Consider the following 19,920-nt stretch of genomic DNA (forward strand, 5'->3'; position numbering starts at 1 on the left):
CCACCCCCTCCGCCCGACCGCCGGAGGCATACCGTGGGGAATGCGCGCGGGCGATCCCCGCGCGTCGTCGGGAGCGAGGAGACAACGGGATGGGTGGCAGCCGCACCGCACTGGTGGAGGACCTGATGGAGAGGTTCCCGCACGTGCCACGGGAAGCCGTCTTCAAGGAGGACCTGCTCAGGGGCGGCGTGGCATTCGACGCCTCCGCGCTGAGCGACAACGAGAAGGGCGAGGTCAAGCCGAAGTCGTACTTCATCTTCTCCTTCGACCACGGCACCCTCCCCGAGCTCGGCGAGGCCGCCCTGCGCCGCCCGCCGGAGGAGATCATCCTCACCGGCGGACCGTACGACCTGCGGCGCACGGTCGTCTCCGTACGCGTCAACCCGTCCTCGCCCTACCGGGTGGCCGCCGACGAGGACGGCCTCCTCGGCCTGTACCTCGACGGCAAGCGCATCGCGGACGTCGGCGTCCCGCCCATGCCGGAGTACTACAAGCACACCCTCTCCAACGGGAAGTCCGTGATGGAGGTGGCGCCGACCATCCAGTGGGGCTACCTCATCTATCTCACCGTCTTCCGTGTCTGCCAGTACTTCGGCGCGAAGGAGGAGTGCCAGTACTGCGACATCAACCACAACTGGCGCCAGCACAAGGCGGCGGGCCGGCCGTACACGGGCGTGAAGGACGTCGACGAGGTCCTCGAAGCCCTGGAGATCATCGACCGGTACGACACGGCGAAGACGTCCACCGCGTACACGCTCACCGGCGGCGCCATCACCAAGACGGTCGCGGGCCGTGACGAGGCCGACTTCTACGGCCACTACGCCAAGGCCATCGAGGAGCGCTTCCCGGACCGCTGGATCGGCAAGGTCGTCGCGCAGGCGCTGCCGCTGGACGACGTCAAGCGTTTCCACGACTACGGCGTGAAGATCTACCACCCCAACTACGAGGTGTGGGACGAGTACCTCTTCAAGATGTACTGCCCCGGCAAGGAGCGGTACGTCGGCCGCGACGAGTGGCACAAGCGGATCCTGGACTCGGCCGGTGTCTTCGGCGCGCGCAACGTGATCCCCAACTTCGTGGCGGGCGTGGAGATGGCCGAGCCCTTCGGGTTCAAGACGGTCGACGAGGCGATCGCCTCGACCACCGAGGGTCTGCGTTTCTTCATGTCGCACGGCATCACGCCCCGCTTCACCACCTGGTGCCCGGAGCCCACCACCCCGCTCGGCAAGGCCAACCCGCAGGGCGCGCCGCTGGAGTACCACATCCGGCTGCTGCAGGCCTACCGCGCCACGATGGACGAGTTCGGGCTGTCGTCGCCGCCCGGATACGGTCCGCCCGGACCCGGCCGTGCCGTCTTCTCCGTCAGCTCCTTCATGGACAGCCTCCCGGCCGTCGAGGAGGCTTCCGCCGAGTAACTCCTGGGGCGGTTGAGTCGATCGGGGTCGGCGTACGTACAACTCAACAGTGTGACCACTGGTAACCGCGTTTGAAGACGTAGCTTGTCAGTTGTGCGGGAAGCGTGAAAAGCTCTGGGCCATCGCAAGGTGGTCCCCCCAACTCCCTTGGATTTAAAGGGCAGTTGACTACTTTTGCCCACTTCCCCCCGCTCTGTTGGATGCAGGAGACCCATGCCCGACCTGCCGAAGCCCCAGGACGCCGCCGAGGCCGCGCTGTTCTCGGAGTGCTGGGACGCGGTCCTGTCGTACGCCGACCTGTGTACGTCCGGGTCGGCCGCGGCGACCCAACTGGCCACCGAGGCCTTCACGAACGGCATGCACGAGGCACAAGCCCTGGAGTACGAGTCGGGGGCCGACCGCGGTGCCGGACGGCGTGCCCTGCGCCTGCCTCGAATACCGTTCCTCCTGACCTGGGTCAGGACCAGCGCCGCCGCCTGGGAGGCGGGCGGCCAGGGCCACCGGCTCGACCCCGAGCTGCGCCTGTGGCTCAACTCGGACAAGGCCGCCCGCTACACCGGCCCGCCGCTGTACCGCCCCCTCGCGCTGCGTGCCCTGCGGGACATGCAGGAACCCGACGCGGCCCTGCTGTGGCTGGCCGAGGTCGAGTCGCTGCCGCTGGGCTCGGTGGCCCGCCGGCTCGGCCTCGACCCGGCGGTCGTCAAGACCGAACTCGACCAGGTACGGGCGCTGTTCCGGGACCGCTGCCACCGCGGCCAACTCGACGCGCCCCTGCACGCCGACTGCCGCACCTACGCCCGGCTGCTGGACGCGGTCACCCGCTCGCCCGGCACCGACACCCCCGAGGACCTCTCCCGCCACCTCGCCACCTGCGTGCAGTGCGCCGAGGCCGCGGCCTGTCTCGGCCTGCACGGCGGCGGACTGCCCGCCGCCCTCGCCAACGGTGTGATCGGCTGGAGCGGACTCGCCTACCTGGAGCGCCGCCGCCGCGCGGCCGATGCCGGACTGCTCCCCGGGCGCGCGGACTCCACCGGCACCGACCGGGGACTCTCGCCGGGCAGGGAGGCCAAGCCCCGGTTCAGCCGCAACGGGATGCTCGTCGGAGCCGGCCTCGTCTCCGTGCTGGCGCTCGCGGTCTCCCTCATGCCGTTCGGCGACGACGAGACCCTCGCGGAAGGCTCGTCCGCCGGGGACTCGTCGGTGGTGCAGCAGGACCCGAGGTTCCCGGTGACCGGGGCGCCGTCCGACGGCGGGTCGTCGGAGCTGCAGAGCACGACCCGGCCCGACGAGACCGGTTCCGGCGACACGGACGACGAGCAGGGCGAGGACAAGGACGGCGGCAACAGCAACGAGGAACCGCAGGGCGACGCCTCGACTCCGGCCCGGGTCACCCACCGGCCTGTGGACCCCGGCAAGCCCTCCGACGCCACCTGCCACGTCCGCTACAAGGTCGTCAACGAATGGCCCGGCGGCTTCCAGGGCACCGTCACCGTCACCTCCACCAAGGCCCTCGACGGGTGGCACATCGCCTGGACCTACGCGGCCGACCAGCGCGTCACCCAGATGTGGGACGGCACCTTCGACCAGGAGGGCACCAAGGTCACCGCCACCTCCGCCGACTACAACAAGACCGTCGCCGCCGGCGGCACCTTCGGCGTCGGCTTCCTCGGCATCTGGGAGGGCTACGACAACCCCGCCCCCGTGGACTTCACGCTCAACGGGGAGAAGTGCGACCGGGCGAAGTGAGCGCGGAACGCGACGCACGGAACGCGGCGCGGAAATTCGATTGACGGGGGCCCACGGGCCCCCGCTAGGGTGAGATCACCGAGCACGGCGGCCGTTCCGGCCGCCGTCGCCACGACGAGTGAGACAGGAGGTGTCGACCGATGGCTGTCATTGCGATGGGCGCTGCCCGCATCCAGGAATCCATCCAGTCCACCTCCGTGGCCACCGGCTGACTTCTCTCTTCTCCCGCGTCCGCGGACGCCGCCGGGCCACCCCTGTGAAGGGTCCCCCTTGTCTCTCTCCTCTTTCCCGGGCTCGTCCCTGTCGTCCTCCTCCCACCCCCTCGTCCCGTACGGCTGGGACACCTCCTGGGCGGACGCCTTCGCCCCGTACGACGCCGAGGGCCTGATCGCCGGGCGGGTCGTGCGGGTCGACCGCGGGCAGTGCGACGTCGTCACCGCGGACGGTCCGCTGCGGGCCGACACCACGTTCGTCACCCCCCACGACCCCATGCGGGTCGTCTGCACGGGCGACTGGGTCGCCGTGGAACCCGCGGGCGACCCCCGCTACGTCCGTACCTACCTGCCGCGCCGCAGCGCCTTCGTCCGCTCCACCTCCTCCAAGCGCGCCGAGGGACAGATCCTCGCCGCCAACGTCGACCACGCGGTCGTCGCGGTGTCCCTCGCCGTGGAACTCGACCTCGGCCGTGTCGAACGGTTCCTCGCGCTGGCCTGGGAGTCCGGGGCTCAGCCCGTGGTCGTGCTGACCAAGGCCGACCTCGTGCCGGACGCCGTCACCCTGGGGCATCTCGTGCAGGACGTGGAGACCACCGCGCCCGGCGTCCCCGTGCTGACGGTCAGCTCCACCCACGGCGAGGGCCTCGACGTCCTCGCGGCGGTGATCTCCGGCGGCACCTCCGTCCTCCTCGGACAGTCCGGCGCCGGCAAGTCGACCCTCGCCAACGCGCTGCTCGGCGACGACGTCATGGACGTCCAGACCACCCGCGACGTGGACGGCAAGGGCCGGCACACCACGACCACCCGCAACCTCCTCGCCCTGCCCGGCGGCGGAGTCCTCATCGACACCCCCGGGCTGCGCGGGGTCGGCCTCTGGGACGCCGAGACCGGGGTCGGGCAGGTCTTCGCCGAGATCGAGGAACTGGCCGCGGACTGCCGATTCCACGACTGCGCGCACCTCGCCGAGCCCGGCTGCGCGGTCCTCGGCGCCGTCGAGTCCGGTGAGCTGCCCGAGCGGCGGCTCGACAGCTACCGCAAGCTGCTCCGCGAGAACCAGCGCATCGTCGCCAAGAGCGACGCCCGGCTGCGGGCGGAGATCCGCAAGGAGTGGAAGCGGCGGGGCGCGCAGGGGCGCGCGGCGATGGAGGCGAAGAGGGGTGGTCTGCGGTGAGCTCCGGGTGCGGGTGAGTGGGGGCTTGTCGCGCAGTTCCCCGCGCCCCTGAAGGGCAGGGGCCGCGCCCTCTGCCCTTCAGGGGGCGCAGCCTCATGTCCGAATTCCGCCAGACCGGTGCCTGCGCGTCCTCGACACTTGAGGGCATGAAGGACGAGGACACCAGGTACGAGGCCGTGCGGAGCAGGGACGGCCGGTTCGACGGGGAGTTCTTCTTCGCCGTCGGGACGACCGGGATCTACTGTCGGCCGAGCTGCCCGGCAGTCACGCCGAAACGGGAGAACGTCCGCTTCTACACGACCGCGGCCGCCGCCCAGGGCGCCGGGTTCCGGGCCTGCCGACGCTGCCGCCCGGACGCCGTGCCCGGCTCGGCCGAGTGGAACGTGCGCGCGGACTCCGTGGGCCGGGCCATGCGGCTCATCGGGGACGGCGTCGTGGACCGGGAGGGCGTCGCCGGGCTGGCCGAGCGGCTGGGCTACAGCGCACGGCAGGTCCAGCGGCAGCTCACCGCCGAGGTCGGCGCCGGGCCCGTCGCCCTGGCCCGAGCCCAGCGGGCGCACACCGCCCGCGTCCTGCTGCGGACCACCACCCTCCCGGTCACCGAGATCGCCTTCGCGGCCGGCTTCGCCAGCGTGCGCCAGTTCAACGACACGATCAGGGCGGTGTACGCCATGACACCCAGCGCCCTGCGCGCCGACGCACCCCGGCGGCCCGCCGGCCCGCGGACGGCCGGAATACCGCTCCGGCTCGCGTACCGGGGCCCGTACCAGTCCACCGCCCTCTTCGACGTCCTGGCCGCCGAGGCCGTCACCGGCGTCGAGGAGACGACCGGCGAAACGGGTCACCGCACGTACCGGCGCACCCTCCGTCTCCCGTACGGCACCGGGATCGCCGAGGTCGACGAACGCCCGGGGGGCCGCCCCACCGGCCGTTCCGGCGGCTGGCTCGACGCCCGGCTCCATCTCACCGACCCCCGGGACCTCACCACCGCCGTGCAGCGGCTGCGGCGGCTGTTCGACCTGGACGCCGACCCGTACGCCGTGGACGAGCGCCTCGGCGCGGACCCCCGGCTCGCCCCGCTCGTCGCCGCCAGACCGGGGCTGCGTTCGCCGGGCACGGCCGACCCGGAGGAGTACGCCGTACGGGCGCTCGTGGGCCGCGCCGAGGTGGCACGGCTCGTACAGACGTACGGCAAGCGGCTGGACGCCCCGCAGGGGACGCTGACGCACCTGTTCCCCGAGCCCGTGGCACTGGCCGACGCCGACGGCCCGCTCGGCGCTCTCGCCACCGCCCTCACCGACGGCACCTGCCGCCTCGACGTCGGCGCCGACCGGGACGCCACCGCGGCGGCCCTGCTCGCGCTGCCGGGCCTGGACGCCCGTACCGTCGCCGCGATCCGCACCCGCGCGCTCGGCGACCCCGACGTGGCACCCCCGGGCGGGACCGCGCCGGACACCTGGCGGCCCTGGCGGTCGTACGCCCTCAGACATCTTCGGACACCGGAACAGGGAGTTCAGTCGTGAGCATCGTGAGCACCGAGCAGCGGACCTACTACACCGTCGTCGACAGCCCCGTCGGGCGGCTCCTCCTCACCGCCGACGAGTGCGGCGCCCTCACCTCCCTCTCCGTACCGGAGCAGAAGGGCGGCAGGGTCCCGCTGCCGGGCTGGCTGCGCGACCCGGCACCCTTCCGGGCGGCCGAGGAACAGCTCGCCGCCTACTTCGCCGGTGAGCGGAAGGAATTCCAGCTGGAGTTGCGCGGGGAAGGCACCGAGTTCCGGCGCCGGGTCTGGGCCGCGCTCGACGACGTCCCCTACGGCGCGACCATCACGTACGGGGCCGTCGCCGCCCGGATCGGCGCACCTCGCGCCGCCGTGCGGGCCGTGGGCGGCGCGATCGGCGCGAACCCCCTCCTCATCGTCCGCCCCTGCCACCGGGTGATCGGCGCGGACGGCACTCTCACCGGCTACGCCGGCGGCCTCGACCGCAAGCGCCTCCTCCTCGGTCTGGAGGGCGTGCCGGGCATCGCGGGGCGGACGGGAAGGTGACCGACAGGTCCTGCTCGCGGCTGCCCCAGCCGGTTCAGCCGCCGAACACCGTGCCCACCCACGCCCCCGTGACCAGCAGGCAGGCGAAGAGCTCCGCCAGGACGCTCGAACCACCCGAGCGCATCGCCGTACGGGTCGCGGCCCGTGCCGCGCCGGGGTGCCCCAGACGGAGCCGCTCGGACAGATAGATGCCGCCGACGAAGCCGGGGATCGCGCCGAGCACCGGGAGCAGGACGAAGCCCAGGAAGGCCCCGGCCCCCGCGTACACGCCCATCCGGGGGGTCGCGCCGCTCTCGGCCAGGCGCCGGGGCGGCAGGCCCCAGCGGACCGCCCGGGACAGGAGCAGCACGGTGGTCGCGCCCACCAGCACCCACCAGGCGATCGGGCGCGGTTCCTCCAGGGCCCACCACATGACCCCGGCCCAGACGAGCCAGGACCCCGGAATCCCGGGCACCAGCACTCCGCACAGGCCGAGCAGCAGTACGACCCCGACCAGCAGGAGTTCCCACGCTCCCATCTGCCCAGAGTGCCGGACCGCGGGAGAAATCGCAGGTCAGTGCTGTCAGTCCCGGGTCACCCAGGCCCGCTCGTAGGCGTGCCAGCCCAGCTGCAGCCGGGTCGTCACCCCGGCCAGCTCCATCAGACGTTTCACCCGGCGCTGCACGGTCCGCAGGCCCAGGTCCAGCTGTTTGGCGACGCTCGCGTCGGTCATGCCGGCCAGCAGCAGGGAGAGGATCTCCAGATCGGTGTCGTCGGGGGCGTCCGGGACGTCCTCGGTGACCCGGCCGGAACCCAGGCGCAGCGGGAGCGCCTGCCGCCAGACCGACTCGAACAGGCCCGACAGCAGCTCCAGCAGACCGCTCGCGTGGACGACGAGCGCGGCGGGCTCGGCAGTGTGCGTGGTGAGCGGGACCATGGCGAGCGTCCGGTCGGCGATGACGAGCTTCGTGGGCACCTCGTCCATGACCCGCACCCGCTCCTCCCGGCCCAGCGCGGCCGACAGCTCGGTGAGGCCGGCGTCCTCGTCCAGGACGGCCCGCTCCACCACCACGCGGTAACCGACGCCGCGACCGGTCGCCTGCTCCTCGGCGGGGTTGTTCTCCGGTCCCGAGACCGCGATGGGAGCGCCGGTGACCATCGCGCAGACCTCCTCCGAGGCCCCGAGCTGGAGCTGCAGGAAGCGCTGCGCTATCGCCGCCGAGCCGATCACCACCTCCACCAGGTCGTGCGCCGCGGGCTCGGCCGCGCTCGCCCGGTACTCCTCGGCGAGCAGCGCCGCCGTCAGTTCGGCCTTCTCCAGCTCGTGCCGCCGCTGGGTGAGCAGGGCGCCCAGGGCCACACCGGGGGGCGCGGCGACCCAGCGGCCGGGGCGCGCGGAGGACTGGGCGGCGAGACCGTGCCTCTCCAGTCGGCGCAGCGCGCGCTCGGTGTCGTGCTCCCCGAGCGTGAGCCGGCGCGCCAGGTCCGGTACGTCGGCGGCGCCCACGGCCACCAGGGCCCGGTACGCCGACTCGTGGGTCTCGTCGAGACCGATCGCTCCCAGCATCCGGCGACGCCGCCCCTCACTCGCCGCGCCCCTTCGGCGCACTTCCGCGTCGGCCCATCATCACCGCACCGGGCGTCCCGTCGGCAGGCGGGGTCACACTGCGCAATTCCCGGGCGCGAGCGAAGGGCTCCGCGGCGCGCTCCTGGACGCCGCCCTGCCCACCGGTTCCCGCATCCCCCGTATTTCCCCTATCTCCCCCATGTCCTCCCATCTCCCGTCCTCCTCCCGACTCCCTTGTCTCGCACCGGAGTTCGGCATGTAGTCCGACACGCCGACGGGCCGTCGGCTGCGTGGCCCGATTTTCCGGATGCCCCGTTTTCATACGGCTCCCGAGGTGGACAATTAGGGGCATGAGCCAGCAGGGGGAGAGGCCGACCGGTCACGAGGACGACTGGTGGCGGCAGTTGTACGACGACGCGAGCGGGGACACGGGCCCCTCGGTGGCGGCCGATTCCCTCGACGACCGCTTCGCCTCCGCGGCGAACACGGTCGGGGACGGGATGCCGGGTTCCCCGGGTGAACCCGGTGCGTCGACGCCGACGGATCCGGCCGACGCGTCGAACGCCTCGGGTACGCCGCCGCATGCGCGGGGAGCCTGGGGGGCGGTCCCGGGGACATCGGGAGCCTGGGCGGCCGTGCCGGGCACATCGGCTGCCAGAGGCGAGCCGGGAGCAGGGCCGAGCCGGACGGCCGGCTCGGGAAGCGGGCCGAGTGGATCGGGCGGTCCCGAGGGCGGCCCGGCCAGGGAGGGTGCCTCGGACACCGGGTCGACCCCGCCGAGCGTCCCGCGCACGACCCCCTACGGCTCGAACCGGCCTCCGGGGGCCCTCTCGGACCGGGTGCCGCCCCAAGGCTCACCGGGTGCTCCCACGGACCGGGTGCCGCCTAGGGAATCGCCGGGCGGCCTCGACGGGCGCGAAGGTCAAGGCCGAGGTGATGCCCCGGGCGACGGTGTCGGCGTAGGCGGCCGGGACGGCCTGAGCGGTCGTGGTGGTCTGGGTGGGCGTGCCGGTCGAGGCGGACAGGATGCCCCGGCCGGGCGGGACGGCCAAGGGCGTGACCCGAGCGGTCGGGACGCCCCGGCCTCCCGACCGGTCACCCCTCCCGACCCCGTACCCGCCCCGCCCACAGTCCCTCCGCGCCCCTCGTCGAGCCCTGCTGCCGTGTCGCCGGTCGATGCCGGCCCCCGTGGGTCCTCCGGGAGCGGGACCGGGACGGGGGCCGGGGCCGGCGCCGGTGCCATGCCGCCCGCAGGCCCTCCGCGTCCGCCGTCCGGTTCTGGTGCCGCGTCGTCCGTGGACGACGGCGGCTCACGTGCGCCGGCAGGCCCCGGCGCCGACTCCGCTCCCTCCGCCGGACCCCGCTCCGCTTCGTCCGCCGAGCCCCTTCCGCGGGCGTCCTTCCCCTCCGTCCCGCGTCGACCCCTCGACCCGTCGGCCTCCGTGCCGGTGCGGGACCCCCGGCTCGGTGGGCTCACTCCGCAGCCCGCGCCCTGGGAGCCGCCGTCGGTCCAGCCCTCGGGTCCCCTGACCTTCCCACCGGGGCCCACACCGCCGGGCTTCCGCGCGGCCATGCCCTGGCGCCGGCCGCCCGCCCGGAGCCCGCGGCAGCCGCAGCCGCCCATCCCCGCGCAGCCACCCTCCGGACCCGGCGAAAGGCCCTCCCCGGCTCCCGAACCGGCCGACGCCCCGCCCGCCACCGAGCTCGACCTCCCCACCCTCCAGGCGGACGAGGTGTCGCTCGTCGGGGAGAGCGGGCGGGTGCGGGTCGAGTACGTCGGCTCCGGCCCGCCCACCTACGACGCGGAGCCGACCGCGTTGCCGCCCGCGGACCCGGAGGACCTGGGGGACCTGGTGGCGGACACGGTGCTGGACGGCGCGCGCTACGGGGCGTGCACGCTGCGCGCCGCGTCGCTGCGCGGGGACTCCGCGCGCTACCGGGGCGAGCCGCGCCGCGACGCGCTCCTCACCGCCCGCTTCGGCCTCGGCGAACAGGCCCTCGTCCTGGTGGCCATGGCCACCGGTGCCCGGGCCACTCCGGGAGCCCACCGCGCGGCGGCCGAGGCGTGTCGCTGGATCGGCCGGGCCGTCGGGCTGAGCCATGTGCGTCTGGTGGAGGACATCCGGGCCGCCCGGCGAGGCGATCTGAAGTCGGGGCTGCACCGCCTCACCGACCGCAGCCTCGGCAAGCTCCGCGCCAGCGCCGTGGAACAGGGGCTCGACCCGGACGAGTACACGGCCAGCCTGCGCTGTCTCCTGCTCCCGGCGGACCCGGGATGCCGTACACGCGTGTTCTTCGGGGTCGGCGCGGGTGGCCTGTTCCGGCTGCGGGGCGGCGAGTGGCAGGACATAGAGCCCCGCGTCGCCGACACGCCCGGGGCCCCGGTGGTCGGTTTCGGCTCGCTGCCGCACGAGACCCCCGAGGGCGACCGCCTCACCATGGACCTCGGCATCACGACACCCCCGAGCCCGTACGAACCCGCTCCCGCCCCGCCTCGCGAACCCTTCCGCTTCCGTGCCTCCGTGGCCCGCGAGGACGACGTCCTGCTGCTGTGCACCGGCGGTCTGGCCGAACCGTTGCGCGGAGAGCCGCCGCTCGCCGAGCATCTGGCGGCCCGCTGGACAGCCGCCGAACCGCCCGGACTCGCCGCCTTCCTGGCCGACGCCCAGGTCAGGGTCAAGGGATACACGGACGACCGTACGGCCGCCGCCGTGTGGGAGGCCTGACGGCGTCCACCGACGGACGGGGAGGGGCGTCAATCAGCTGCGCCGGGCCGTGAGTTGGCCTGTACCAGCGCTCGATTCCGGCCAATCAACATCATCAGGGGGAGTGGCCCGGCCCGGTCGGGGCATACGGCGCTCCGATGTCAGTCGTGTCCCGCTGGCACACGACTGGATCGGCAGCCCCGCATGGGCAGTTGGGGTCCCTGGGCGGGGTCGCTCCGGGGTGCCCGGAGAAGGGCGGGGCGCCGGGTTCGTAGGGCTGTGCGGTGGCTTCACGAGACGGGAAGCGCTGTCACACGCCACCGGCAGCTGGCTTGACTCTGTGCGTTTGAAAGTGAACGGACGGTCGTTGACGATTCGACATGAGTGCCGCGATCCGGACGGGGCATGGATCCCCGTGTACGTGTTCGAGCAGGAGGGGACTAGTCATCGGCGCGTGGGCGGGGGTCATGAAGAGGCAGGCACGAGGGGGCGGTCCCACAGTGACAGGGGCCTCCTCGGCAGAGGTGGAGGAGACGGTCGGCGACGCGGCGGACAAGGCCGGCGCCGAACAGCTCAGGCACAGACTCGGGCGGGCCGACCTGAGGGCCGTGCCCGAGGCCCGCAGGGCACTGCGGGAACTGCTGCGGCAATGGGGGCGTCCGGGAAAATCCGAGATAGCGGAGCTGCTGACGAGCGAGCTGGTCACCAACGCGATCATCCACACCGACCATGACGCGGTGCTGACCGCGACCGTCTCGTCCGACGGACTTCACGTGGAGGTACGTGACTTCGTGGGACGCAGGCCCAAGCCGAGGGTGCCGCCCGCCGACGACAGCACGAACGGCCGCGGCCTCCTTCTCGTCCAGTCCCTCGCCGACGCCTGGGGCGTACGGGCGCACGGAGTGGGCAAGGCGGTGTGGTTCGACCTCGACGGCGGGCTGACCCAGAGCTGACGGGCGCCACCGCACGGACATCGCTCGTCGTACTCGCAGCGCAACGCGCAACGCGCATGGCACATCGCACTCGCATGGTGGACGACGGACGACGACAACGGACAACGGACAGGGGCGCGGCTCGCTGCCGCGCCCCTGTCCGATGTGTCGCTCGTACCGCTCAGCCGGCTCAGCCGAACTGCTGCTCCAGGTCCTTGAGCTTGCGCTCCAGGGAGTCGAGCCGCGGCAGGGCCATGGTGTCGTCCTCCGCGGTGAGGTCGACCGTGATCGACTTGTCAGCGCCGTTGCGGACCGGCTGGAGGGAGGGGCGCGTACGCACGGGCAGTTGCTCGGGCGTGGATATGGCGGAGTCCGAGGCCACCTGGGCCGCCGGGACACGCTCCACCGTGGTGTCGACCTGGCGTCCGCCACCGCCGCCACCGCCGCCGCCACGACCGGGCAGACCCCGGTGGCCCCGGCTGATCGCCTTGAGGTGGGCACGCTCCAGACGCTCCTGCTCGCGCTTGCGCGTCCGGGTCTCTTCCTTGATCCGCTTGTCCTCACGCACCTCGTCCACGGCCTCGTCGAGGCTGCGCACGCCCTCCAGGAGCATCAGCGACCACGCCTTGTACGTCTCACGCGGGGCCCGCAGCCAGCGCACGACACGGATCTGGGGCAGCGGACGCGGTACGAGGCCCTGCTCGCGCAGCGCGGCACGGCGGGTCTGCTTCAGCGCGCGGTCGAAGAGCACCGCGGCGGACAGGGACATGCCGGCGAAGAACTGCGGGGCGCCGTCGTGGCCGAGACCCCTGGGCGCGTGCACCCAGTTGAACCAGGCGGCCGCACCGGCGAACGTCCACACGAGTATGCGGGAACCGAGGGCGGCGTCACCGTGGCTGGCCTCGCGCACCGCGAGGACCGAGCAGAACATGGCGGCACCGTCCAGGCCGAACGGAACCAGGTACTGCCACCCGTTGGTCAGGCCCAGGTTCTGCTCACCGAAGCCGACCAGGCCGCGGAAGGAGAGCGCGGCGGCGACCGCGGCACAGCAGAAGAGGAGGATGTAGGAGGCGGTGCCGTACAGGGCCTCCTTGCGCCTGCGGCGCTCCTCACTGCGTTCCCATGAATCCTCTGTCTTCGCGTGCTCCCCGGAGCGCTTGCCGCGCGCGAGCACCGCAACCGCCGCCAGCATGCCCAGGAGCAGTACGGCGCCCGGAAGCAGCCAGTTCAGCGATATGTCGGTCAATCTCATCAGGGGTCCCTTGCATTGGGATAGGGCGTAACGCCCGCCATAGTGGCCCAATCCTCGCGGCCCTCAGGGGGTTTCGGGGCAAGAGACCGCCAAAGAAGTGCAATGAGTGACGCCAGGCGGCATTCTGCTCGAACTACCGCGCGAGGGACGGGAGTTGAGTGCGAGTGAGATTACCCGTTCGAGTGGTTCCACGGAAAGTTCCTGCGACAAGTGAGGAATTCGTGAACTACCTGTAACCCAACGGGGCTCCCACCCGCAGTGGATCTTACGGCACATGCCCCGGGCGATCGCCGGGGGGTCGCCCGACGGGGCCGCCGCCCGTCGGTGTTGAGGAGCCGTCAGCCGGTGGCGGCGGCCGTCAGTTTGGAGATCCGCTCCGACTCGCAGGTGCGCGGGCAGGTGACGCAGGTGTCCTCCGGGGCCAGCGTGTAGAACATGCAGCAGCTCGCCCGGTCCCGGGTGGGCAGCGACTCGCCGCCCGGACCGGTCAGTTCGCGGAAGCCCGCGGCGCCCACGTACGGCCGGGTCGCGCCCGGGAGGAGCAGTTCCAGCTCTCGGCGGCAGCGCTCCTGCTCGTCCGGGCCGAGGAGTTCGGCGACGTACCAGATGCCCTCGACGACCTCGTCGGTCGCCATGCCCCACAGTGCGCGCCCGCGCCGCCGCATCCGCGGGCCGAAGCCGCCGAGGACCGGTTCTATGTGCGCGGCGAACGCGGCGCGCAACTCGGCCCGCAGGGCCTCCTCGTCCGCGACCACCCGGGCGCCGGGGTCGCCGGCCGCTGGATCGTCCGGCAGGCAGCTGAACGTTTCACCACGTACCACCAGCCGGCTCTGCTCGCGCTGGAACGCCACGTGCTCGGCGGGGAAGCGCGGTACCCGGCGCTGGAGGAACCAGGGGACGGTGAAGAGCAGGCAGGCGTACCAGGAATAACGGTGCAGTCCGAAGGTCGCCACCACGTCCGGACGGCCCTTTCGGCCGTGGTCCCGGAGTATCTGGGCCTCGTCCCACGCCAGAAACGCGTCCAGCTCGGCTCCCGCCGCCGCGAGTCCGGCGGCGGAGACCCACCCCTCACCTTCGGGCAATGGATCGGTGAGAGAGAGTTCTGTCACGCTGATCATGGGCAGGACCTCGGTTAGGCGTGCGTACGCCGCCCCCATGGGCGACCTGCGTGAAGTGGGTGCCGGTGCCGGTGCTGACTGGGGCATACGGGGACCGCCGTTTCACCATCGCTGCCAAGTAAGGCTTACCTTACCCGAGGTGGTGGAGGTTTGAACTGAGGGCATGTGCGCCTATGGTGCTTTACGACCGGTAACAACCCGAGTAATGACCTAACCGCCCCCATGTACCCCGTCGGCCGTTCCGCTCGGCCCACCCGACACTCGACTCGGCTCGGAGGAGGACCCGTGAAGCAGGCCGGACCGCGCCCGCGCGAGGCCACGGCCGTGAGCGCGCCGGACCCCGCCGCCGCTCGTCCGGCGCCGGCGTATCGCGTTCCCGCGCAGCCCGGAGTCGCGGACGTCGACCGTGAGCGGGGCATCGCGGCGGAGGGTACGGCGGCCGCGGTGCGCGGTGACGGCGGGCCCGGCGCCGACGCCGCCCGGGGCGAGCACACGCACAGCGAGGTCCCGATCCCGCTGCCGCGGGGGCAGGGGCGCCCGGTCGTCCAGCGGGCCTCCGTGCGGGGGCAGATCCTCGACGCGCTGCGGGCCGCGCTCGCGGGCGGGGAGCTGACGCCGGGTGAGGTGTACTCCGCGCCCGCGCTGGGCGAGCGGTTCGGGGTCTCCGCGACCCCCGTGCGTGAGGCGATGCAGCAACTGGCCATCGAGGGCGCGGTCGAGGTCGTGCCCAACCGGGGCTTCCGTGTCGTACGGCGGGGCGCCCGGGAGCTGGCCGAACTGGCGGAGGTGCGCGCGCTGCTCCAGGTGCCGGTGATCATGCGGCTCGCACGCAGCGTGCCGGCGGACCGCTGGGGTGAACTGCGGCCCCTCGCCGACGAGACGGCCCGGGCGGCCTCCTCCGGGTGCCGCGCGACGTACGGCGAGGCGGACCGGGCCTTCCACCGGGGGGTCCTGGGGCTGTCCGGCAACGAGCAGCTGCTGCAGATCACGGACGACCTCCACCGGCGTACGCAGCTGCCGTTGGGCGGCGGTCACGTGGGGGTCGCCGGGAACGGTGGCCGAGTGGAGCTGATGGCGGACGCGGCGGAGCACATCGCGTTGCTGGACGCGTTGGTGGCACAGGACCTGGAAGCGGCGTGCTGTCTGGTGGAGAGGCATTTCGGGGCGGGCGGCTGAGAGGCGTCGGCGGCCGCGGGTCCGGTGGGGCTTCCCGCGCAGTTCCCCGCGCCCCTCAAAGACCAGGCCGCCCTGCGGGGCCACGGGCCTGAGAAGCCAGGGGCGTCAGCCCCGGCTTCTCAGGGGCGCGGGCAACTGCGCGACCAGCCCCCACGCACCCGCACGCAGCCCTCGCCGGTCAGCTCACCTCGTCCCGCGTCACGCCGTCGCCGCCGGCGGCGGGGCCAGCTGCCGTGCCAACCACGTCGGTACACCCCCCAGGAGCCGGAACAGCCGCCCCGCCTCCTCCCGCAGCCGCGACGCCTCCGGCTCCGTCTCGGTCTCGGCGAGGGAGACGAGCGCCGGAGCCGTACCCACGAGGTAACCCAACTCCTCCCGGATGCGCAGGGATTCGGCGAAGCCGTGTCGTGCTTCGGCCAACTCCCCCTCCCGCAGCGCGAGTCCGGCGAGATGTCGCCAGGTGAAGGACTGCAGAAGCAGGTCGTCATGGGCGGTGGCGCCCGCATGGGCCCGGCGGTAGGCGGCGCGCGCTGCCTGCGGCGAACGGGCGAGGTTCTCGGCGATGAGACCCCGCCGGAAGTCGAGCAGCGCCCGGCCGGGCGCGCCGGGGGCGATCAGGGCCGCCGCCCGGCCGAGCGCGGCCCGCGCCTCGTCGGAGCGGTCCCGGATCCCCAGCAGCGTGGCCGCGTACGCCAGTTGGCCGCGTTCGCAGGCCGCCGCGCCGCGCTCGTCGTCGGTGCGGGCCTGCGCCTCCGCCGTGCGCAGCGCGTCCTCGGCGTCCTCCCAGCCCTGCTCGGTGTAGAGGCAGCGCTCGACGAGCAGCGCGGTCCGCTGCAGGGACGCCTGTGGGCCGTCGGGTTCGATCAGGGCGGCGGCGTCGACCCAGCAGGCGCGTGAGCGCAGCCGCCATACCGCGGTCTGGAGTGGATCGTCACCGGCTGTCGTTCCGTCACCAGACATGGCGGTATGCGCCACGTTGCCCTCCCCGAGCACGCCCTTGAGCTTTGAGTGGTGGCGGCATCTCAGCATGAATCCCGGGGCCCGGCCAAGAGGGTGGGTGAATAAATTCACAAAGTCATGGGGTGCGGACGGCGCACTTCGATCTTCGTCCACCACCCCCTGGCCTCAACTCATGCGCAGGGCCAGGAAGAAGTCCAGTTTGTCCTCCAGCCGGGAGAGGTCCCGGCCCGTCAACTGCTCGATACGGCCCACTCGGTACCGCAGTGTGTTGACGTGCAGATGGAGGCGCGCGGCGCAGCGCGTCCAGGAGCCGTCGCACTCCAGGAACGCCTCCAGGGTGGGGATCAGCTCGGCGCGGTGCCGCCGGTCGTAGTCGCGCAACGGGTCCAGGAGCCGGGCGGTGAAGGCGCGGCGCACATCGTCGGGGACGAAGGGGAGCAGCAGCACGTGCGAGGCCAGTTCCTGGTGGCCGGCCGCGCACACCCGGCCGGAGCGGGCCGCCGCCACTCGGCGGGCGTGCCGGGCCTCCTCCAGGGCGCCGCGCAGCCCCTCGGCGGAGTGCACGGCCGCGCTGACGCCCAGGGTGAGCCGTCCGTCGTCGTCGAGTCCGGCGCCCAGCGGGTTCCGTACGGCCGCGAGGAGGGCGTCGGCGTGGATGCCGGACTCGGAGCCGTCGTGCTCGGAGGAGACCGCCGGGAGGGGGACGAGGGCGATGGCCTCCTCACCCGTATGGGCGACCGCGATGCGGTCGGAGGGTTCGGGGCCCGTGGACAGCGGGTCGACGAGGATCTCCTCCAGGAGCGCCTGGGTGACCGGGCCGCTGTGGACCTCGCCGCCCTCCCACTCCACCCGGGCCACGACGACCTGCCAGTGCGGCGCCGCCCCGAGGCCGGGCAGCAGCACCGGCGCGGCCACCCGCAGCCGGGCCGCGATCTCGGCCGGGGCCGCCCCCGCCTGCACCAGCTCCAGGACCTCCTGGGCGAGCCGGCGCCGTACCGTACGGGCCGCGTCGCGGCGGTCGCGCTCGACCGCGATCAGCTGGGTGACGCCGTGCAGCAGGTCGAGCCGTTCGGCGGGCCAGTCCCCGGCGTCGGCCTCGACCGCGAGGAGCCAGTCCGACAGCAGGTTCTCGCGCACGTCGCGGGCCCCGGAGCCCGAGCCCCGGCCCGTGCCGCTGATCGGGAAGAGCGAGTACGTGCTGGTGCCGACGGCCACGCGGTGCGGTCCGCGCCGCCCGGTGCGCGTCGCCGCCAGATGCTCGGCGGACAGCCGCGCGCGCAGCTCGGCGGGCAGGGCGCCCCCGGCGTCCTCGGGGCCCGCCACGAGCCGCCCGGCGGGGGAGAGCACCCAGGCGCGCAGGTCGAGGTCGGAGCCGAGCAGGTCCAGGACCACGTCCGGGCCGCCTCCCGCCGGGCCCGAGGTCATCATCCGGCGGTGCCGGTCCACCACGGCCGCGAGGTCCCCGGCGCGCTCGCCGGACACCTGGCGTACGACGTGTTCGGTGATGGTCGCGAAGGCGACCGACTCGTTGACCGCGAAGAGCGGCAGCCGGTGGCGCGCGCAGGCCACGACGAGGTCCTCGGGGACGTTGCCCAGCTCGGCCTCCCCGGCGGCCAGCGCGGCCACCCCGGCGCCGGTCAGGATCCGGACGAAGGGCTCGGAGTCGGCGGCGTCGCGGCGCCAGGCGAGGCCCGTGAGCACCAGCTCGCCGCCGGAGAGATAGCGGCTGGGATCTCTGAGGTCGGTGGTCATCACACCGCGCACGGCGCGGTCCAGCTCGTCCTCGCCGCCGAGCAGCCTGAGGCCCAGCGCGTCGGTGTCCAGCAGTGCGCGCAGGCGCATTCTCGTCGCCGCCGTTCCTGTGTCGAGACCTGTCGGGAACAAGGATGTTTCCGGGGGAATACCAAGAGGTTGCAGTGGGCCTCTGTTCATACGAATCTACAAGATGCGGGCCCTGGCCAGCCAACTCCTTCATGGTTTCCGTGACTGACCGGGGTGGAGGAGGGCGCTGTGTACTGAGTCCCAGAACACATGAACAGCACATGAACGAGCCGGGCCCGCCGCACACGATCTGGCTCGAACAGAACGATTCGAGACCAAGAAGAGAGCCGGTCAGATGGACTTCCTTCGCCCCGCCAGTTGGGAGGAGGCGCTCGCCGCGAAGGCCGAGCACCCCACCGCTGTGCCGATCGCCGGCGGCACCGACGTCATGGTCGAGATCAACTTCGACCACCGTCGGCCCGACTATCTGCTCGACCTGAACCGCATCGGCGAACTCTCCGAGTGGGAGGTCGGCGAGGAGACGGTGCGCCTGGGCGCGTCCGTCCCGTACACCCGGATCATGGAGGACCTCCGTAGCGAGCTGCCCGGCCTCGCCCTGGCCTCGCACACGGTCGCCTCCCCGCAGATCCGCAACCGCGGCGGCGTCGGCGGCAACCTCGGCACCGCCTCCCCGGCCGGCGACGCCCACCCGGCCCTCCTCGCGGCGGGCGCCCAGGTCGAGGCCGAGTCCGTACGGGGCTCTCGGCTCATTCCCATCGACGACTTCTACACCGGCGTCAAGCGCAACGCCCTCGCGCCGGACGAGCTGATCCGCGCGGTGCACATCGACAAGGCGGACGGGCCTCAGCAGTACTCGAAGGTCGGCACCCGCAACGCCATGGTCATCGCCGTGTGCGCCTTCGGGCTCGCCCTGCACCCGTCGTCGCGCACGGTGCGTACCGGCATCGGCTCGGCCGCGCCGACCCCCGTCCGGGCCCGGGCCGCCGAGGAGTTCCTGAACGCGGCGCTCGACGAGGGCGGCTTCTGGGACAACGGCCGGATCATCACCCCGTCGGTCGCCAAACAGTTCGCGGACCTGTGCGCCGGCGCCTGCAACCCGATCGACGACGTACGCGGCACCGCGAGCTACCGCCGTCACGCGGTCGGCGTCATGGCCCGCCGCACGCTCATGTGGACCTGGGAGTCGTACCGCGGCACCGCCCGCGCCACGGAGGGAGTCGCGTAATGCGCGTCAGTTTCACGGTCAACGGCCGTCCGCAGGAAGCCGACGACGTGTGGGAGGGCGAGTCCCTGCTGTACGTGCTGCGGGAGCGGATGGGGCTGCCGGGCTCCAAGAACGCCTGCGAGCAGGGCGAATGCGGGTCCTGCACGGTCCGCCTCGACGGCGTCCCGGTGTGTTCGTGCCTGGTGGCCGCCGGACAGGTCGAGGGCCGCGAGGTCGTCACGGTCGAGGGGCTCGCGGACTTCGCCAAGCAGCGGGCGGAGCACGGCGGTTGCGCGGCCGGGGCGTGCGGTACGACCGGTACGACGGGCGAGGCCGGTACGGCGGGTACGGGCGGCACCTCGCTCGACGAGGCCAGGCGGTGGGCGGCCGGGGGCACCGACTCGCAGACCGGCGAGGGCACCGAACTCTCCCCGATCCAGCAGGCGTTCATCGACGCCGGAGCAGTCCAGTGCGGCTTCTGCACCCCGGGTCTGCTGGTCGCGGCCGACGAGATGCTGGAACGCCACCCGAACCCGAGCGACGCGGACATCCGCGAGGCGCTCTCGGGCAACCTGTGCCGTTGCACCGGCTACGAGAAGATCATGGACGCGGTCCGCCTCGCGGCCGCCCGGCAGTCCGAAGGGGTCTGAT

General features: G+C 72.9%; 16 protein-coding genes. 10 read left to right on the forward strand and 6 right to left on the reverse strand.

Annotated elements, in window-relative coordinates:
* Positions 1 to 89 precede the first annotated feature (89 nt).
* The 5 genes from GWK25_RS12660 to GWK25_RS12680 all read left to right on the forward strand — a co-directional run bounded on the left by GWK25_RS12660 (position 90) and on the right by GWK25_RS12680 (position 6,594).
* Positions 90 to 1,415 (forward strand): radical SAM protein, encoded by a 1,326-nt coding sequence (locus GWK25_RS12660; RefSeq protein WP_215449999.1) that lies wholly within the window; start codon positions 90 to 92, stop codon positions 1,413 to 1,415.
* A gap of 213 nt (positions 1,416 to 1,628) precedes the next feature.
* A complete protein-coding gene (locus tag GWK25_RS12665; RefSeq protein ID WP_215450000.1) occupies positions 1,629 to 3,161 on the forward strand; it encodes a cellulose-binding domain-containing protein in 1,533 nt (510 codons plus the stop codon).
* A gap of 270 nt (positions 3,162 to 3,431) precedes the next feature.
* Positions 3,432 to 4,547, forward strand: coding sequence for a ribosome small subunit-dependent GTPase A (gene rsgA, locus GWK25_RS12670; RefSeq protein WP_215450001.1), 1,116 nt, complete (start codon positions 3,432 to 3,434; stop codon positions 4,545 to 4,547).
* Between the two features lie 146 nt (positions 4,548 to 4,693).
* Complete coding sequence (locus GWK25_RS12675; protein ID WP_215450003.1) at positions 4,694 to 6,070, forward strand: AlkA N-terminal domain-containing protein; 1,377 nt, start codon at positions 4,694 to 4,696, stop codon at positions 6,068 to 6,070.
* 5 nt (positions 6,071 to 6,075) lie between these two features.
* Positions 6,076 to 6,594: a methylated-DNA--[protein]-cysteine S-methyltransferase gene (locus GWK25_RS12680; protein WP_215457345.1), complete on the forward strand. Its 519-nt coding sequence runs from the start codon at positions 6,076 to 6,078 to the stop codon at positions 6,592 to 6,594.
* A 34-nt stretch (positions 6,595 to 6,628) separates the two neighbouring features.
* Here GWK25_RS12680 and GWK25_RS12685 read toward each other — a convergent pair whose 3' ends face one another.
* Complete coding sequence (locus tag GWK25_RS12685) at positions 6,629 to 7,111, reverse strand: DUF456 domain-containing protein (RefSeq protein ID WP_215450005.1); 483 nt, start codon at positions 7,109 to 7,111, stop codon at positions 6,629 to 6,631.
* Between the two features lie 45 nt (positions 7,112 to 7,156).
* Positions 7,157 to 8,140 (reverse strand): LuxR family transcriptional regulator, encoded by a 984-nt coding sequence (locus GWK25_RS12690; RefSeq protein ID WP_215450007.1) that lies wholly within the window; start codon positions 8,138 to 8,140, stop codon positions 7,157 to 7,159.
* Between the two features lie 350 nt (positions 8,141 to 8,490).
* Here GWK25_RS12690 and GWK25_RS12705 point away from each other — a divergent pair, with 350 nt between their 5' ends.
* Entirely contained in the window at positions 8,491 to 10,866 is a 2,376-nt protein-coding gene (locus GWK25_RS12705; RefSeq protein WP_374200608.1) for a protein phosphatase 2C domain-containing protein, read from the forward strand.
* Positions 10,867 to 11,312: 446 nt separating this feature from the next.
* On the forward strand, positions 11,313 to 11,798 hold the full coding sequence (locus GWK25_RS12710) for an ATP-binding protein (protein ID WP_215450011.1): 486 nt from the start codon (positions 11,313 to 11,315) through the stop codon (positions 11,796 to 11,798).
* Between the two features lie 169 nt (positions 11,799 to 11,967).
* Here the strand turns inward: GWK25_RS12710 and GWK25_RS12715 are convergent, their stop codons facing one another.
* Together GWK25_RS12715 and GWK25_RS12720 are read right to left on the reverse strand one after the other, a co-directional pair.
* Entirely contained in the window at positions 11,968 to 13,029 is a 1,062-nt protein-coding gene (locus GWK25_RS12715; RefSeq protein ID WP_215450014.1) for a DUF2637 domain-containing protein, read from the reverse strand.
* 338 nt (positions 13,030 to 13,367) lie between these two features.
* Positions 13,368 to 14,186, reverse strand: a complete 819-nt coding sequence (locus GWK25_RS12720; RefSeq protein ID WP_215450017.1) for a (2Fe-2S)-binding protein — start codon at positions 14,184 to 14,186, stop codon at positions 13,368 to 13,370.
* A 246-nt stretch (positions 14,187 to 14,432) separates the two neighbouring features.
* Between GWK25_RS12720 and GWK25_RS12725 the strand changes: the two genes are divergently transcribed.
* Positions 14,433 to 15,323, forward strand: a complete 891-nt coding sequence (locus GWK25_RS12725) for a GntR family transcriptional regulator (protein WP_374200609.1) — start codon at positions 14,433 to 14,435, stop codon at positions 15,321 to 15,323.
* A gap of 198 nt (positions 15,324 to 15,521) precedes the next feature.
* On the opposite strand, the gene GWK25_RS12730 is transcribed toward GWK25_RS12725, so the two are convergent.
* The gene (locus tag GWK25_RS12730) at positions 15,522 to 16,298 is read right to left on the reverse strand and encodes a hypothetical protein (RefSeq protein WP_215450023.1); all 777 of its coding nucleotides are present in this window, start codon (positions 16,296 to 16,298) and stop codon (positions 15,522 to 15,524) included.
* 150 nt (positions 16,299 to 16,448) lie between these two features.
* On the reverse strand, positions 16,449 to 18,125 hold the full coding sequence (locus tag GWK25_RS12735; protein ID WP_215450024.1) for a PucR family transcriptional regulator ligand-binding domain-containing protein: 1,677 nt from the start codon (positions 18,123 to 18,125) through the stop codon (positions 16,449 to 16,451).
* A 274-nt stretch (positions 18,126 to 18,399) separates the two neighbouring features.
* Here GWK25_RS12735 and GWK25_RS12740 point away from each other — a divergent pair, with 274 nt between their 5' ends.
* Both GWK25_RS12740 and GWK25_RS12745 read left to right on the forward strand, forming a co-directional pair.
* Positions 18,400 to 19,290: a xanthine dehydrogenase family protein subunit M gene (locus GWK25_RS12740; RefSeq protein ID WP_215450025.1), complete on the forward strand. Its 891-nt coding sequence runs from the start codon at positions 18,400 to 18,402 to the stop codon at positions 19,288 to 19,290.
* Positions 19,290 to 19,919, forward strand: coding sequence for a (2Fe-2S)-binding protein (locus GWK25_RS12745; protein ID WP_215450027.1), 630 nt, complete (start codon positions 19,290 to 19,292; stop codon positions 19,917 to 19,919). The genes GWK25_RS12740 and GWK25_RS12745 overlap by 1 nt, the downstream gene beginning before the upstream one ends.
* The last annotated feature ends 1 nt before the right edge of the window (position 19,920 follow it).

The sequence above is a fragment of the Streptomyces sp. ATCC 21386 genome, assembly GCF_018728545.1.
Lineage (GTDB): Bacteria > Actinomycetota > Actinomycetes > Streptomycetales > Streptomycetaceae > Streptomyces.

Bases quoted from the DNA above. Each gene is read 5' to 3' on its own strand.
- GWK25_RS12740 (WP_215450025.1), top strand. From the start codon at position 18,400: ATGGACTTCCTTCGCCCCGCCAGTTGGGAGGAGGCGCTCGCCGCGAAG.
- GWK25_RS12710 (WP_215450011.1), top strand. From the start codon at position 11,313: ATGAAGAGGCAGGCACGAGGGGGCGGTCCCACAGTGACAGGGGCCTCC.
- GWK25_RS12665 (WP_215450000.1), top strand. From the start codon at position 1,629: ATGCCCGACCTGCCGAAGCCCCAGGACGCCGCCGAGGCCGCGCTGTTC.
- GWK25_RS12735 (WP_215450024.1), bottom strand. From the start codon at position 18,125: ATGCGCCTGCGCGCACTGCTGGACACCGACGCGCTGGGCCTCAGGCTG.
- GWK25_RS12685 (WP_215450005.1), bottom strand. From the start codon at position 7,111: ATGGGAGCGTGGGAACTCCTGCTGGTCGGGGTCGTACTGCTGCTCGGC.
- GWK25_RS12705 (WP_374200608.1), top strand. From the start codon at position 8,491: ATGAGCCAGCAGGGGGAGAGGCCGACCGGTCACGAGGACGACTGGTGG.
- GWK25_RS12720 (WP_215450017.1), bottom strand. From the start codon at position 14,186: ATGGGGGCGGCGTACGCACGCCTAACCGAGGTCCTGCCCATGATCAGC.
- GWK25_RS12745 (WP_215450027.1), top strand. From the start codon at position 19,290: ATGCGCGTCAGTTTCACGGTCAACGGCCGTCCGCAGGAAGCCGACGAC.
- GWK25_RS12660 (WP_215449999.1), top strand. From the start codon at position 90: ATGGGTGGCAGCCGCACCGCACTGGTGGAGGACCTGATGGAGAGGTTC.
- GWK25_RS12715 (WP_215450014.1), bottom strand. From the start codon at position 13,029: ATGAGATTGACCGACATATCGCTGAACTGGCTGCTTCCGGGCGCCGTA.
- GWK25_RS12675 (WP_215450003.1), top strand. From the start codon at position 4,694: ATGAAGGACGAGGACACCAGGTACGAGGCCGTGCGGAGCAGGGACGGC.
- GWK25_RS12690 (WP_215450007.1), bottom strand. From the start codon at position 8,140: ATGCTGGGAGCGATCGGTCTCGACGAGACCCACGAGTCGGCGTACCGG.